This window comes from Variovorax ureilyticus, assembly GCF_050632185.1.
In the GTDB taxonomy this organism is placed as follows: Bacteria; Pseudomonadota; Gammaproteobacteria; order Burkholderiales; family Burkholderiaceae_C; genus Variovorax; species Variovorax ureilyticus_A.
The window spans coordinates 702849-717227 of sequence record NZ_CP192579.1 but is presented as its reverse complement, the minus strand read 5'-3'; the positions used below and the strand labels follow the sequence as shown (position 1 = coordinate 717227).

At 63.9% G+C, this 14379-nt stretch carries 11 protein-coding genes, 1 tRNA gene and 5 pseudogenes; 4 read left to right on the top strand and 13 right to left on the bottom strand.

What is annotated here, in order from left to right:
• Positions 1-20 precede the first annotated feature (20 nt).
• Positions 21-2799: pseudogene (gene secA, locus ACQ858_RS03405) on the bottom strand (preprotein translocase subunit SecA).
• 2 nt (positions 2800-2801) lie between these two features.
• Here secA and ACQ858_RS03400 point away from each other — a divergent pair.
• Both ACQ858_RS03400 and ACQ858_RS03395 read left to right on the top strand, forming a co-directional pair.
• On the top strand, positions 2802-2951 hold the full coding sequence (locus tag ACQ858_RS03400) for a hypothetical protein (RefSeq protein ID WP_431275420.1): 150 nt from the start codon (positions 2802-2804) through the stop codon (positions 2949-2951).
• Positions 2952-2974: 23 nt separating this feature from the next.
• Positions 2975-3280, top strand: a complete 306-nt coding sequence (locus ACQ858_RS03395; protein ID WP_431275419.1) for a DciA family protein — start codon at positions 2975-2977, stop codon at positions 3278-3280.
• Positions 3281-3342: 62 nt separating this feature from the next.
• Here the strand turns inward: ACQ858_RS03395 and ACQ858_RS03390 are convergent.
• The 6 genes and pseudogenes from ACQ858_RS03390 to petA form a co-directional block, all read right to left on the bottom strand.
• Positions 3343-3418, bottom strand: a tRNA-Thr gene (locus ACQ858_RS03390).
• A gap of 39 nt (positions 3419-3457) precedes the next feature.
• Positions 3458-4035, bottom strand: a pseudogene (locus ACQ858_RS03385) (ClpXP protease specificity-enhancing factor).
• Between the two features lie 19 nt (positions 4036-4054).
• The gene (locus tag ACQ858_RS03380; protein WP_088955903.1) at positions 4055-4666 is read right to left on the bottom strand and encodes a glutathione S-transferase N-terminal domain-containing protein; all 612 of its coding nucleotides are present in this window, start codon (positions 4664-4666) and stop codon (positions 4055-4057) included.
• Positions 4667-4757: 91 nt separating this feature from the next.
• Positions 4758-5513, bottom strand: a complete 756-nt coding sequence (locus ACQ858_RS03375; protein WP_431275418.1) for a cytochrome c1 — start codon at positions 5511-5513, stop codon at positions 4758-4760.
• A gap of 15 nt (positions 5514-5528) precedes the next feature.
• Positions 5529-6928, bottom strand: a pseudogene (locus ACQ858_RS03370) (cytochrome b).
• A 10-nt stretch (positions 6929-6938) separates the two neighbouring features.
• Positions 6939-7553, bottom strand: coding sequence for a ubiquinol-cytochrome c reductase iron-sulfur subunit (gene petA, locus ACQ858_RS03365; protein WP_431275417.1), 615 nt, complete (start codon positions 7551-7553; stop codon positions 6939-6941).
• 181 nt (positions 7554-7734) lie between these two features.
• Here petA and mscL point away from each other — a divergent pair, with 181 nt between their 5' ends.
• Positions 7735-8157, top strand: a complete 423-nt coding sequence (gene mscL, locus ACQ858_RS03360) for a large conductance mechanosensitive channel protein MscL (RefSeq protein WP_431275416.1) — start codon at positions 7735-7737, stop codon at positions 8155-8157.
• Positions 8158-8175: 18 nt separating this feature from the next.
• Here the strand turns inward: mscL and pdxA are convergent, their stop codons facing one another.
• The 3 genes and pseudogenes from pdxA to ACQ858_RS03345 form a co-directional block, all read right to left on the bottom strand.
• Positions 8176-9213 carry a 4-hydroxythreonine-4-phosphate dehydrogenase PdxA gene (pdxA, locus tag ACQ858_RS03355; protein WP_431275415.1) on the bottom strand — a complete coding sequence of 346 codons (1038 nt, stop codon included), beginning with the start codon at positions 9211-9213 and terminating at the stop codon, positions 8176-8178.
• A gap of 5 nt (positions 9214-9218) precedes the next feature.
• Positions 9219-9992, bottom strand: coding sequence for a Nif3-like dinuclear metal center hexameric protein (locus ACQ858_RS03350; protein ID WP_431275414.1), 774 nt, complete (start codon positions 9990-9992; stop codon positions 9219-9221).
• A pseudogene (locus tag ACQ858_RS03345) lies at positions 9989-11340 on the bottom strand (MFS transporter). Before ACQ858_RS03345 ends, ACQ858_RS03350 begins: the two are co-directional and overlap by 4 nt.
• 286 nt (positions 11341-11626) lie before the next feature.
• On the opposite strand from ACQ858_RS03345, the pseudogene ACQ858_RS03340 reads away from it, so the two are divergent.
• Positions 11627-12789 (top strand): annotated as a pseudogene (locus ACQ858_RS03340) (S1C family serine protease).
• Positions 12790-12807: 18 nt separating this feature from the next.
• On the opposite strand, the gene tatC reads toward ACQ858_RS03340, so the two are convergent.
• The 3 genes from tatC to tatA are packed head-to-tail and all read right to left on the bottom strand — an operon-like array spanning position 12808 to position 14372.
• Entirely contained in the window at positions 12808-13605 is a 798-nt protein-coding gene (gene tatC / locus ACQ858_RS03335) for a twin-arginine translocase subunit TatC (protein WP_431275413.1), read from the bottom strand.
• A gap of 58 nt (positions 13606-13663) precedes the next feature.
• Positions 13664-14122, bottom strand: coding sequence for a Sec-independent protein translocase protein TatB (gene tatB, locus ACQ858_RS03330; RefSeq protein WP_431275412.1), 459 nt, complete (start codon positions 14120-14122; stop codon positions 13664-13666).
• 13 nt (positions 14123-14135) lie between these two features.
• Positions 14136-14372 carry a Sec-independent protein translocase subunit TatA gene (tatA, locus tag ACQ858_RS03325; RefSeq protein ID WP_431275411.1) on the bottom strand — a complete coding sequence of 79 codons (237 nt, stop codon included), beginning with the start codon at positions 14370-14372 and terminating at the stop codon, positions 14136-14138.
• Positions 14373-14379 lie beyond the last annotated feature (7 nt).

Here is a 14379-nt window from a genome sequence, read left to right as displayed (position 1 = left end):
CGGTGTCCTGCGGATCAATATCAAGTGAGCTTGCCGTGGCAGTGCTTGAACTTCTTGCCGCTGCCGCACGGGCAAGGATCGTTGCGGCCCACGCGCGCGAAGGCCGCCGCGCCGGCGCTCAAGCCGCTCGCGGCCTGTCGGTTGACGCTGTCTTCGTCCAGGCGCACCTCGACCTCACCGGTCTCGGTCGGTGCGCTGTAGGTGATGTTGGAAAGATTCTCGCCACGGCTTTCCATGGCTTCGGCGGCCTGCTCGAGCTGCTCGCTGGACTGCACGCGAACCGTCATCAGCTGGCGGGTGACCTCGTTCTTCACGGAGTCGAGCAGCTGGCCGAAAAGCTCGAAGGCTTCGCGCTTGTATTCCTGCTTGGGCTGCTTCTGCGCATAGCCGCGCAGATGAATGCCCTGACGCAGATAGTCCAACGAGGCGAGATGCTCGCGCCAGTGCGTATCGATGCTTTGCAGCAGCACCATGCGCTCGAACTGCGTGAAGTTCTCCTTGCCGATCAATGCGACCTTGGCATCGAATGCTTCGTTGGCCGCTGCGCTCACCTTCTCGACGACGTCTTCGTCGCTGACCGCACTGGCGGCCTCCACGTCCTTGCGCAGCGGCAGCTCGATCTGCCAATCCTCCGCAAGCACCTTTTCGAGACCGGCGAGATCCCATTGCTCCTCGACCGATTCGGCGGGCACGTACTGGCGCACCAGATCGATGAAGCAACCTTCGCGCAGCGCCTCGATCTGCGCAGTCAGGTCGCCCGCGTCGAGGATGTCGTTGCGCTGCTGGTAGATCACCTTGCGCTGGTCGTTGGAGACATCGTCGTACTCGAGCAGCTGCTTGCGGACGTCGAAATTGCGCGCCTCGACCTTTCGTTGCGCGCTTTCGATGCTGCGCGTGACGATGCCGGCTTCGATGGCCTCGCCATCGGGCATCTTGAGCCGGTCCATGATGGCCTTCACGCGATCGCCCGCGAAGATGCGCATCAAGGGGTCGTCCAGGCTCAGATAGAAGCGCGAGGAGCCCGGATCGCCCTGCCGGCCGGAACGGCCACGCAACTGGTTGTCGATGCGGCGCGACTCATGGCGCTCGGTGGCGATGATGCGCAGGCCACCGACGGATTTGATGAACTCGTGATCCTTTTCCCACTGGGCGCGCAATCGCGCGACTTCAGCCGCCTTGGCCGATGGATCGGCCGCCTCGTCGGCTTCGACGGCCTCGATCGCCTTTTCGATGTTGCCGCCCAGCACGATGTCGGTACCGCGGCCCGCCATGTTGGTCGCGATCGTGATCATCTTGGCCCGACCCGCCTGGGCCACGATCTCGGCTTCGCGCGCGTGCTGCTTGGCATTGAGCACCTGGTGCTCCAGGCCGGCCTTCTGGAGCAGGGCGGAGATGATTTCGGAGTTCTCGATCGACGAAGTCCCGACCAGCACGGGCTGGCCCCGCTCATTGCATTCGCGAATGTCCTGGATGGCCGCTTCGTATTTCTCGCGCGTGGTCTTGTAGACGCGGTCGAGCTGGTCTTCGCGCTTGCTCGGCCGGTTCGGCGGAATGATCACGGTCTCCAGGCCGTAGATCTCCTGGAATTCATAGGCCTCGGTGTCGGCGGTGCCGGTCATGCCTGCGAGCTTGCCGTACAGGCGGGAAGTAGTTCTGGAAAGTGATCGAGGCCAGCGTCTGGTTCTCGGACTGGATCTCGACGCCTTCCTTGGCTTCGACAGCCTGGTGCAGCCCATCGCTCCAGCGCCGCCCGGTCATCAGGCGGCCGGTGAACTCGTCCACGATGATCACCTCGCCCTGCTGGACGACGTAGTGCTGATCGCGGTGGTACAGGTGCCTCGCCCGCAGTGCCGCATTCAGGTGATGCATCAGCGTGATGTTGGCCGGATCGTAGAGCGACGCGCCCTCCGGCAACAGCTTGAACTCCGAGAGGAGCTGTTCGGCCTTTTCATGGCCGTCCTCGGTCAGGAACACCTGATGCGTCTTCTCGTCGACCGTGAAGTCGCCTGGCTTGGTGACGCCTTCGCCGGTGCGCGGGTCGGCTTCGCCCTCCTGGCGCACGAGCAGCGGCACGACCTTGTTGATCGCCAGATAGAGGTCGGTGTGGTCCTCGGCCTGACCGCTGATGATCAGCGGGGTGCGGGCTTCGTCGATCAGGATCGAGTCCACCTCGTCGACGATGGCGTAGTTCAGTCCGCGCTGAACCCGGTCGCCGGGCTCATACACCATGTTGTCGCGCAGATAGTCGAAGCCGTATTCGTTGTTCGTGCCGTAGGTGATGTCGCTGCCGTAAGCCTGCTGCTTTTCCTCGCGCGGCATCTGCGGCAGGTTGATGCCCACCGACAAGCCGAGATAGTTGTAGAGGCGCCCCATCCAGGTCGCATCGCGGCTGGCGAGATAGTCATTGACCGTCACCACATGCACGCCCTTGCCGGTGAGCGCGTTGAGATACACGGGCAGCGTCGCGGTCAGCGTCTTGCCCTCGCCCGTCCGCATTTCCGAAATCTTGCCGTAGTGAAGCGCCATGCCGCCCAGCAACTGGACATCGAAGTGGCGCATCTTCATGACCCGCTTCGACGCCTCGCGCACCGCAGCAAAAGCCTCCGGCAGCAACGAATCGAGGGATTCGCCCTTGGCGATGCGGTCCTTGAACTCCTGGGTCTTGGCGCGGAGCGCGGCTTCGTCCAGCTTCTCGAACGACGGCTCCAGCGAGTTGATGCGTTCGACCGTCTTGCGATACTGCTTCAGAAGGCGATCGTTGCGACTGCCGAAAATTTGAGTCAGGAAGTTGGTGGCCATGAATGGAGATCGAAGCACACTCGCCGCATGCGGATGCTTCGACCGAAATCCCTAAGATAGACGAGAAGGAACTTGGGCGCGCTTTGCTGCAATACAAGCCGATCGGCTCGCAGGATTGCCGGCAAACCGCGCATTTTAGCCCTCTTGTTTGATTCCCCGATTTCAAAGCATTCCCATGAATCGCCGCTTCAATGCCGTCACCGTTTTCCAGGCCACGGAGGAGTCTCCGACCCTTGCGACCCTCGCGGCGCGGGCGCGCGACGCGGCTGAAAGACTCGCCGCCATCCAGGATCTCATCCCCGCAGAGTTGCGCCCGAGCGTCAAGCCCGGCCCCGCCGAAGACGACGTCTGGTGCGTCCTCGTCACCGGCAACGCCGCGGCGGCCAAGCTGCGCCAATTGACCCCCGCGTTCCTGTCACGACTAACGGCCCGCGGCTGGCGCGTCGCAACGCTCCGTATCAAGGTTCAGGCGCGAAACTGACGGACGCACGCAGCCCGGCAACAAAAAAGCCCCGGACAGCAGAGCTGCCCGGGGCTTTTGACTGGTGCCGCTTGTCGGAATCGAACTGACGACCTACCGCTTACAAGGCGGTTGCTCTACCAACTGAGCTAAAGCGGCGAAGTATCGGATTCTAGCGAGGCGACGTTCGCGGGAATCTCACTTGATACGCTTCAACGAGGGGCGGGAACCCCCTCCCGCAGGCGGCCTTGGCGGGTCCTCCGGGGGGTCGGCGCAGGGCCGGCGTCCACGGTTTCCTCGGCTCCCTCGCCGGTGACGAGGTGAACGACACGTCCGGGATCGCCTTCCGCGCCTCGTGTGGCGTCGCGCAAAGGCGCGCGCGGCGAGGCAGACGCGGGCGCGGGGAGCGGCGCCGCGGCAACCGGATTGCCCTCGGACGACTGGACGACCGGAACAGGCGCGGGAAACGCCATCCCCTGCCCGTTCTCGCGCGCATAGATCGCAATCACGCGGCTGACCGGCACGATGATCTCGCGAGCCGTGCCCGCGAAACGCGCCTTGAATTCGATGAACTCGTTGCCGAGATTCAGCGAGCTCGTCGCGTCGAAGCTGATGTTCAGCACGATCTCGCCGTTCTTGACGTACTCGCGCGGGACCTGGACCGTGTCGTCGACCTGCACCGCGACATACGGCGTGAAGCCGTTGTCCGTGCACCATTCATACAGGGCCCGAATGAGATATGGGCGTGTCGAGGACGATTCGAGCGCGTTGATCATGACCGGCTTCGCCAGCGTTTCACTTCCGCATGACCTTTTCGGACGGGGTCAGTGCTTCGATGTAGGCCGGACGGGAAAAGATTCGCTCAGCGTACTTCAAAAGCGGCGCCGCGTTCTTGCTGAGGTCGATCCCGTAGTAGTCCAGACGCCACAGCAGCGGCGCGATCGCGACGTCGAGCATCGAGAAATTGTCGCCCAGCATGTACTTGTTCTTGAGGAACACGGGCGCGAGCTGCGTGAGACGGTCGCGAATGTGCGAACGAGCCTTTTCGAGGGCCTTTTCATTGCCCTTCGAACTGCGGTTCTCGAGCGTGGAAACGTGCACGAAGAGTTCCTTCTCGAAGTTGAGCAGGAACAGGCGAACGCGCGCGCGGTCGACCGGGTCGCCCGGCATCAACTGCGGATGCGGGAAGCGCTCATCGATGTACTCGTTGATGATGTTCGACTCGTACAGGATCAGGTCGCGCTCCACGAGGATCGGCACCTGCCCGTACGGATTCATCACGCTGATGTCTTCCGGCTTGTTGTAGAGATCGACGTCGCGAATCTCGAAATCCATGCCCTTTTCGAACAGCACGAAACGGCAGCGGTGAGAAAAAGGGCAGGTCGTTCCCGAATACAAGACCATCATGGCGAAAGGCTCCTAAAAATCAAAAAGAGTGGGTCGCGTACGCAACCCACTCTGCGGGACCAGGTACCCGAGGCACCCGATCGGGATGGCGTTACTTGACGTCCTTCCAGTACGCGGCATTCAAGCGCCAAACAAAAACCACTGCCATGACAAGGAACAGCAGCACCCAGACACCCACGCGGATGCGCGTGTTCTGCGCCGGTTCGGCCATCCATTGCAAGTAGCTGACGAGGTCGCCCACGGCCTGGTCGTACTGGACCGGCGTCAGGGTTCCGGGCGTGATCTGCTCCCAGCCCTTGAACACTTCGGCTTCATGCCCGTGCGATTCGACCTTGTCGAAAATGGGCCGGCGCTCGCCCTGCAGCTCCCACAGCACGTGGGGCATCGCGACGCTCGGGAACGTCAGGTTGTTCCAGCCCGTGGCCTTCGTGTCGTCGCGGTAGAAGGTGCGCAGGTAGGTGTAGAGGTAGTCCGCACCCGTGCCGCCGTGGCCGGCACGAGACCGGGCGACCAGGGTCAGATCGGGAGGAATGGCGCCGAACCACTCCTTCGCCTGGCGCGGATCGATGTTGGCCTTCATGGTTTCACCGACCTTGTCGGTCGTGAACAGAAGGTTGTCCTTGATCTGCTGCTCGGTGATGCCGAGGTCCTGCAGCCGGTTGTAGCGCATGAACGCCGCCGAGTGGCAGTTGAGGCAGTAGTTGACGAAAAGCTTCGCGCCGTTCTGCAGCGCCGCCAGGTCGGTCGTGCGGTTCGGCGCCTTGTCCCAGGGCATGCCGACTTCCGCGGCATGCGCGCCGGCCACGAAACCAAGCGCCGCGATCAACGTGAGGATCAGTTTCTTCATTCTTCTTTTCTCCGGTCAGTGGGCAGCGAAGGTCACGCGCTCAGGGACCGGCTTGAACTCGCCCAGACGGCTCCACCATGGCATCAGCAGGAAGAAACCGAAGTAGAACAGCGTCCCGACCTGCGACACGCGCTCGCCGACGGGCGACGGCGGCTGCACGCCGAGGTAGGCGAGCACCACGAAGTTGATCACGAAGATGCCGTACATGACCTTGTGCCAGCCCGGACGATAGCGGATCGACTTCACGGGGCTGTGATCCAGCCATGGCAGGAAGAAGAGGATGATGACGGCGCCGCCCATGACGACCACCCCCAGAACTTGGCATCGATCGACAGCATCATGGCCGCGACGACGACGGCCGCCACAACGATCAGGCCCTTGAAGATCGAGGGGATGCGCGCCTTCAAGACGCCGAACGCAGCCCCTGCAACCACGCACGCGATGAGCGCATACATCATCTCGCTCGTGATGGCGCGAAGCATCGAATAGAACGGCGTGAAGTACCACACCGGCGCGATGTGCATCGGCGTCTTCAGCGAATCGGCGGGAATGAAGTTGTTGTACTCGAGGAAGTAGCCGCCGGCCTCGGGCGCGAAGAAGATCACAGCCGAGAAGATCGTCAGAAACACAACCGTGCCGAAGATGTCGTGCACCGTGTAGTACGGATGCGACGGAATGCCGTCCACCGGGTGGCCGTCGGGGCCGCGGTTGGCCTTGATCTCGATGCCGTCGGGGTTGTTCGAGCCCACTTCGTGCAGCGCGATCAGGTGAGCGACCACGAGACCCAGAAGCACCAGCGGCACCGCGATGACGTGGAAGCTGAAGAAGCGGTTGAGGGTCGCGTCGCTCACCACGTAGTCACCGCGGATCAGGAGCGCCAGATCCGGACCAATGAACGGGATCGCGGAGAACAGGTTGACGATCACCTGCGCGCCCCAGTAGCTCATCTGGCCCCACGGCAGCAGATAGCCCATGAACGCCTCGGCCATCAGGCAAAGGAAGATCGCGCAGCCGAAGATCCAGACGAGCTCGCGCGGCTTGCGATAGCTGCCGTACATGAGCCCGCGGAACATGTGCAGGTACACCACGATGAAGAACGCCGAGGCGCCCGTGGAATGCATGTAGCGGATCAGCCAGCCCCAAGGGACGTCGCGCATGATGTACTCGACCGACGCGAAGGCCAGCGCAGCGTCCGGCTTGTAGTGCATCACCAGGAAGATGCCGGTCACGATCTGGATCACCAGGACCAGCATCGCGAGCGAGCCGAAGATGTACCAGATGTTGAAGTTCTTGGGCGCGTAGTACTTGCCCCACTGGTCCTCCCAGAGCTTGGTCAGCGGGAAGCGGTTGTCGACCCAGTTGAGGAGCTTCTCGCCTGCCGGCGCGTTGGGGGAGATTTCCTTGAAGTCAGCCATGTCGTTCTCCTCAAGCCTTCTTGTCTTCGCCGATCAGCAGGCGGGTGTCGGAGAGGTACATGTGGGGAGGGACTGGCAGATTGTCCGGCGCCGGCTTGTTCTTGAAGACCCGGGCCGCGAGATCGAAGGTGGAGCCGTGGCAAGGGCAGAGAAAGCCGCCTTGCCAGTCGTCGGGCAGCGAGGGCTGGGGACCGGCCTGGAACTTGTCGGTCGGGGAGCACCCGAGATGAGTGCAGATCCCGACGACCACCAGGATCTCGGGCTTGATCGAGCGATGCTCGTTGCGCGCGTACGGGGGCGTGAACTCGTCCGGATTGCGCTTGGATTGCGGATCGGCGAGCAGCGGATCGAGCTTGGGCAACTCGGCGAGTTGCTCAGGCGTGCGCTTGAGGATCCACACAGGCTTGCCGCGCCATTCGACGGTCATCTTCTGGCCTGGCTGAAGGCCGCCGATGTCGACCTCTACCGGAGCTCCGGCAGCCTTGGCTCTTTCAGATGGCTGGAAAGTGCTGACGAACGGCACGGCAACCGCCACTCCGCCCACCGCTCCTGCACAACCTGATGCGATCAACCACGTCCGCTTGCTAGTGTCAACCCGGGCGTGGCCGGCTGCGCTATCACTCATGGGGGATCCTCAATGTTCTTCGCTAAGGTCTTGGGGTCAACCGAAGATTGTAGCGGAGCGTAAATCGCGAATTCAATGCGGCAAGACGCGCATAAGCGACAGATCGCGTTTGTATTAATGCACGTCAAACGCACCCCTATACTGGCCGCCGTTTCGCAATTCCGGACACAAGGTACCCGACATGAGCTTTCTCAAGGAGTTTCGTGAATTTGCCGTCAAGGGCAACGTGGTCGACCTCGCGGTCGGCGTGATCATCGGGGGCGCTTTCGGCAAGATCGTCGAGTCCTTGGTGGGCGACGTCATCATGCCGATCGTCGGGCTCGTGTTTGGCAGACTCGATTTCTCGAATCTCTATATCCTGCTCGGACCCAAACCGGCAAATGTGGCCGACACGCTCGTCGAACTGAAGAAGGCCAACGTTCCCGTGCTGGCTTATGGCAATTTCATCACCGTCGCGGTCAACTTCGTGATTCTTGCCTTCATCATTTTCCTGATGGTCAAGCAAATCAACAGGCTGCGGAAGACGCAAGAGGCACCGCCGCCAGTGACACCAGAGGACACCGTGTTGCTGCGCGAGATCCGAGACAGCCTCAAGCAGCGCTGAACGCCGGGCCGGCGAATCTCAGCCGGCCTTCACCCTCTCGCGTGAAAGCGATCGCGCCACGCGAACCGCTTCGATCAGGCTCGACGCATCGGCGCGTCCAGTCCCCGCGATATCGAACGCGGTGCCGTGATCGGGGCTCGTGCGCACGAGCGGCAGCCCCAGCGTCACATTGACGCCCTTCTCGACACCGAGGTACTTCACCGGGATCAGCCCCTGGTCGTGATACATCGCGATCACGACATCGAACTCACCGGTCCGCGCGCGCATGAAGATGGTGTCGGGCGCGTGCGGGCCGTCCGCATCGATGCCCTCTTTGCGCGCCGCGGCGATCGCCGGCGCGATGATCTCCCGCTCCTCGGTGCCGAAGAGACCGCCCTCCCCCGCATGAGGATTGAGACCCGCGACACCGATCCTTGGCGGCTTGCCGAGCACGGCGCTCAATGCGCGGTGCGTGATCCGCAGCGTCTCCAGAACACCGTCGAAGGTCACCGCCTCGATGGCTTCGCGCAGCGACACGTGAATGCTCACGAGCACCGTCCGCAACTCGTCGTTGGCAAGCATCATCCGCACCGGCACCTCCGAAACCGGGCGGCCGAGGTGGGCCGCCGCCTCGGACTGGAGCAATTCGGTATGACCAGGGAAACCGAACCCGGCTGCGGCGAGGGCTTCCTTGTGCAATGGCGCGGTCACGATGGCCGCGATGTCCCCGCGCAGCGCCGCGCGGGCAGCCCAGACCACGCAATCGCCGGCAACGCGCCCCGCCAGGGCGCTGACCTCGCCGAGGGGAATGGACGCATCGGCCTCCTTCACCACCTGCAGCACTGGCACGCAGTTCGGAGGGACGCCGGCCACATCTGCAAGCGATTCGATCTCGCTGACAGGCAATGCGAGGGAGCCGGGCGCCGCGAGCCGTCTTGCGGCACGCCGGACAAGGGCAACGTCCCCCGCGACGAAGCATCCGCGCATGTCGTCGCCCGCATCCCGGAATGCCTTGACGATGATCTCGGGGCCGATGCCTGCGGGGTCACCCAGGGTGACGGCGATGGGAAGCGACACGGTACTCAGGCGGGGTTGTCGATGTCGATGAATTCGTGCGCCAGCCCCAGTTGCTGCGCCACGTGGCCCGCTACCGCCGGCGCGCCGTAGCGCTCGGTCGCATGATGCCCGCAAGCCAGGAATGCGACATTCATCTCGCGCGCGTAGTGGGCCTGCGGCTCGGAAATCTCGCCCGTGATGAAGGCATCCGCCCCGGCAGCGATTGCAGCCTCGAAGTAGCCCTGCGCACCGCCCGTGCACCACGCAACGTTTCTGATCGGGCGGGCGGCACCCTCGACGAGCGTGACCGACTTTCCGAGCGCCTTCTCCACCTGCGCGGCCAGGGCTTTTGCATTGGCGAAAGGCTCTCCATTGCTTCGTGCACCGAAAAAGCCCAGTTCCTGTTCGCCGAATCGGCCCGCCGATCCGGCATGCGCTGCCAGCCCCAGTTTGGCGCCAAGCTGCGCGTTGTTGCCGAGTTCGGGATGCGCATCCAGCGGCAGGTGGTAGGCGAACAGGTTGACGTCGTCGCCGAGCAGCAAGCCCAGGCGCTGGCGCATCCACCCCGTCACGCGGCCGTCCTGTCCGCGCCAGAACAGGCCGTGGTGCACGAAGATCGCATCGGCTTCGGCATGGATGGCGGCCTCGATCAGCGCGCGGCTCGCGGTGACGCCGGAAACGATCTTGCGGACCGTGGTGCGGCCTTCGACCTGCAGGCCGTTCGGCCCGTAATCCTTGAATCGCTCGGGGGCGAGCAGCAGGTCGAATGCGTGAAGGAGTTCGTGGCGGGTCGTACTCATTGCGCCATTGTGGCCCCGGCCGGCGCGGCCCGCATGGCATGGCCGCGCGCCGCGAGGGCAACAGCCCGAGCACGAAGCCCAGCACCGCCAGCAAGCCGACGTAGTGCGCCGGCGCCATCGGGTCCTTCGCGAGCCACAGCGTCAGGATGACCGGTGTCAGGCCGCCGAAAACCGCATACGACATGTTGTAGGCGAACGAGAGTCCGGTGAAGCGCACCGGCGCCGGAAAGGCACGGACGCCGGCGATCGGCACCGTGGCGATGGTGCCGACGAAGAGGCCTACGAGACCGTAGTGCCACGCGAGCGAAGCCGGTGTGCCGGGCAGGCTCGTATAGAACAGGTACGAGGTGACGAACAGGCCACCCCAGCCGATCAGCATGGCCGCGCGCGTGCCGATGCGGTCCGTCGCCCAGCCCGCAAGGATGCAGCCGAGCGTGAGCATCAGCGTGGCGACCGCGTTCGCCTCGAGCGCAAGCGTTGCGGGCACATGGTGGACCTTCTGCAGGTAGGTCGGCGTGTAGAGGACGACCACCACGATCGCCGCCGACAGCACCCAGGTCAGCAGTGCGACGAGCACGCTGGCGGCGCGATGTTCGCGAAGCACCGTCTTCAGCGGAAGTTCGCGCGCGACACTGCGGCGGTCTGCAAGCTCCCGGAAGACCGGCGTCTCGTGAAGGAAGCGCCGCAGGTAGACCGACACCAGCCCGAACACCCCACCGAGGATGAACGGGATCCGCCAGGCGAAGTCGGAGACCTCGGCCGGCGAATAGCGCCTGTTGATGGCCACCGCGACTAGCGAACCCAGCAGGATGCCGCCCGTGATGCCCGAAGTGAGCGTACCGATCCCGAAGCCGTAGCGGCGCGCAGGCACGTGCTCGGCCACGAACACCCAGGCGCCCGGCATCTCGCCGCCGATCGCCGCGCCCTGCAGCACCCGCATTGCCAGCAGCAGCAGCGGCGCCGCCACGCCGATGCCGGCGTAAGTCGGCAGCAGACCGATGACCAAAGTCGGCAGCGCCATCAGGAAGATCGACAGGGAAAACATGCGCTTGCGGCCAAGCTTGTCGCCGAAATGTGCGATCACGATGCCGCCCAGCGGCCGGGCCAGATAGCCGGCGGCGAAGATGCCGAACGTCTGAAGCTGGCGCAGCCAGTCCGGCATGTCGGCCGGGAAGAAAAGCGCCCCGAGCACGGTGGCAAAGAAAACGTAGATGACGAAGTCGTAGAACTCGAGGGTGCCACCGAGCGCCGATAGCGCGAGCGTCTTGTAGTCGCGGGCATCGAGGGTGCGCATCGAGGCGGGCGCGGATGGCGCCGAAGCACCTTCGACAAAGGCATGTGCAGTCATGGGCAGACGAAAGAGAAGCCGAAGAGAAAGCGGCGCTCGGCGGACCGAGGCCTGGGGCTCTTGCGAATGCGGCTTCTCGCTGTAGGGTTTTGCGCGCCGCGCCGAAGAAGTCCCTGTAAGGCGCCCGGCTGCAAGCTGCTCGATTTTAGGGTTTACCCTTATTTCTTGCCTTCCACTGGGATGAAGCCCCTACGCGCGCGCCTGCGAGCCGGATCGAGCGGCTGGTGGACAATCGACCTTTTTGGCGCCCGCACGGGCGCCGCTTTCACCTTCCCTCCGCTTTTTCATGAAACGCACCTGGCTGCTGTTCTCACAGGCCGTCACCGTCCTTCTCGCGGCCTATTTCGTGGTCGCAACGCTCAAACCCGAATGGCTCGACAGAAGGGGAACTTCGCTCGGCGGCGTGGTTTCGGTCGTCGAGGCGCCGCCGGCCAACCCCTGGCCGTCGCGGCCGGCAGCATGAGCGCCGCGGCGAAAAAGGCCTCCCCGGCCGTGGTCAGCATCAACACTAGCAAGGCGGCCCAGCTCAATCCACGCAACAGCGATCCCTGGTTCCGCTTCTTCTTCGGCGACCAGGGCGCGGATCAGCCCCAAGTCGGCCTCGGCAGCGGCGTGATCGTGAGTGCCGAGGGCTACATCCTGACCAACAACCATGTCGTGGACGGCGCGGACGAGATCGACGTCACGCTCAACGATGGCCGACACGCGCTCGGAAAGGTGATCGGCACGGACCCCGAGACCGATCTGGCGGTCCTCAAGATCGAGCTCGACAAGCTGCCGGTGGTCGTCCTGGGCAATTCGGACGCGCTGCAGGTCGGCGACCAGGTGCTCGCCATCGGCAACCCGTTCGGCGTCGGCCAGACCGTCACGAGCGGCATCGTCTCGGCGCTCGGCCGCAACAAGCTGGGCATCAACACCTTCGAGAACTTCATCCAGACCGACGCCGCGATCAACCCGGGCAATTCGGGCGGCGCGCTGATCGACGTGAACGGGAATCTCGAGGGAATCAACACCGCGATCTATTCGCGCTCGGGCGGCAGCATGGGGATCGGGTTCGCCATTCCGGTCTCGACGGCCAAGCAGGTGCTCGAGGACATCGTGAAGTCCGGCCGGGTCACCCGCGGCTGGATCGGGGTGGAACCGAACGATCTTTCGCCGGAATTGGCAGAAACGTTTGGCGTGAAGGCCCATACGGGCGTCATCATCACCGGCGTGCTGCAGAACGGCCCGGCGGCGAAGGCCGGCGTGCGCCCCGGCGACGTCATCACCGGCGTCGGCGACAAGAACATCGGCAATGTTCAGGAGCTGCTGACGGCCGTCGCCGGGCTCAAGCCGGGAAATGCCACGCGCTTCGCGCTGCAGCGCGGCGGCGACAAGCTGGAGCTGGATGTCACGCCGGGTTCGCGGCCGAAGTCGCAGACCCGACGCGCGCCCGACCAGCCCGAATAGCGCCCCGGGAGTCCCCGCTCAGGGCTGGGCGGAATCGGCGCTTTCTTCCGGCGCCTTGCTGTACTTGGTGAAGTAACGCGCTCCGATGATGCCCACCTCGTACAACAGGCACATCGGGATGGCCAGCGCCAGTTGCGAAACAACGTCCGGAGGCGTGAGCACCGCCGCGACGACGAACGCGACGACGATGAAATAGCCGCGGAAGGAGCGCAGCTTCTCGACCGTGACCATCTCGAAGCGCACCAGCAGCATCACCACGATCGGCACCTGGAACGCCACGCCGAAAGCGATGTAGAGCGAAAGAATCGCCTCCACGTAGGAAGCGATGTCAGGTGTGGCCGCGACGGCCGCGGGCGTGAATCGCTGGATGAAGCCGAACATCTTGTCCAGCACGAAAAACTGGACGAAGGCAATGCCGGCATAGGCCAGCAGGCTGCCGAAGATGATCAGTGGCAGCGCGAAACGTTTCTCATGGCTGTAGAGCCCCGGCGCCACGAACATCCAGCACTGGTACATGAGCCACGGCAATGCCAGCAACACCGCGGTCATCAACAGCACCTTCAGCGGCACGAAAAAGGGCGAGAAAACGCCGATCGCGATCAGCTTCGCGTCGTGCGGCATGTGGGCACGGATCGGCACCGCGATCAGGTCGATCAGCCCGCTGGGACCCGGCCAGATCGCGAGCAGCACGCCGGCCACCGCAAGACCATAGATGCAATAGAGCAGGCGGTCCCGCAGCTCCATCAGGTGTTGGACGAAGGGCTGCTCGGTGCCAGCCAGTTCGTCTTCTTTGTTCTTGTCTGTGGGGTCGGCCATGTGGGGGGCGCGGTCGGGAACTCGGGACGCGCTCGACGCCGCCGGATCGACGCCGGAGCTAGTTGATCTTGTGGGGACGGTAGCGTGCCACGCGCGCCGCGCCTGAAAGCGCCTTGGTGCGCACGCCGTTGCGGGCCTTGTACCACTGCGGCGTCGCGCCCTGCTTCAGGCGCCAGTTCTTGCGCGGGTGCTTGTACTCGGGGTAGACCGGCGATGCCTCGGCCGATTCGGAGGACGACTGACCGATATCGGCGAACTGCTTTTCAAGCTCGCTCGCGCCGGACTGGATGCTGTGCTCGACCTCGCGGGCGGCATCCTGCACCGTGTCCTTCATCTTGCGAAGCTCGTCGAGGTCCATCGATCGATTGACCTCGGCCTTGACGTCGTTCACGTAGCGCTGCGCCTTGCCGAGCAAGGTACCGACCGTGCGCGCCACTCGCGGAAGCTTTTCAGGCCCGAGAACGATCAGCGCAATCGCGCCGATCAGCGCAAGTTTCGAGATGCCGAGATCGATCACGGACGGCCGCTGCTCAGGACTTCTGGCGCGCTTCGACGTCGATCGTCGTCTTGTCGGCCGCCGCGTTGTTGGTGACCTGCGCGTTCGGGGCCGGCGGCGTTTCGGCGGCGGAGCCGTCCTTCATGCCGTCCTTGAAACCCTTGACGGCGCCGCCGAGGTCAGACCCGATATTGCGAAGCTTCTTGGTGCCGAAAATCATCACGACGACCAGCAGCACGATCAGCCAGTGCCAGATGGAAAGAGAGCCCATGGATTAC

Excerpts from the sequence above, each read along its gene's own strand:
- ACQ858_RS03395 (WP_431275419.1), top strand. The coding sequence starts at position 2,975 with ATGAATCGCCGCTTCAATGCCGTCACCGTTTTCCAGGCCACGGAGGAG.
- ACQ858_RS03400 (WP_431275420.1), top strand. The coding sequence starts at position 2,802 with ATGGAGATCGAAGCACACTCGCCGCATGCGGATGCTTCGACCGAAATC.
- tatC (WP_431275413.1), bottom strand. The coding sequence starts at position 13,605 with ATGGCCGACCCCACAGACAAGAACAAAGAAGACGAACTGGCTGGCACC.
- tatA (WP_431275411.1), bottom strand. The coding sequence starts at position 14,372 with ATGGGCTCTCTTTCCATCTGGCACTGGCTGATCGTGCTGCTGGTCGTC.
- mscL (WP_431275416.1), top strand. The coding sequence starts at position 7,735 with ATGAGCTTTCTCAAGGAGTTTCGTGAATTTGCCGTCAAGGGCAACGTG.
- petA (WP_431275417.1), bottom strand. The coding sequence starts at position 7,553 with ATGAGTGATAGCGCAGCCGGCCACGCCCGGGTTGACACTAGCAAGCGG.
- ACQ858_RS03375 (WP_431275418.1), bottom strand. The coding sequence starts at position 5,513 with ATGAAGAAACTGATCCTCACGTTGATCGCGGCGCTTGGTTTCGTGGCC.
- ACQ858_RS03350 (WP_431275414.1), bottom strand. The coding sequence starts at position 9,992 with ATGAGTACGACCCGCCACGAACTCCTTCACGCATTCGACCTGCTGCTC.
- ACQ858_RS03380 (WP_088955903.1), bottom strand. The coding sequence starts at position 4,666 with ATGATGGTCTTGTATTCGGGAACGACCTGCCCTTTTTCTCACCGCTGC.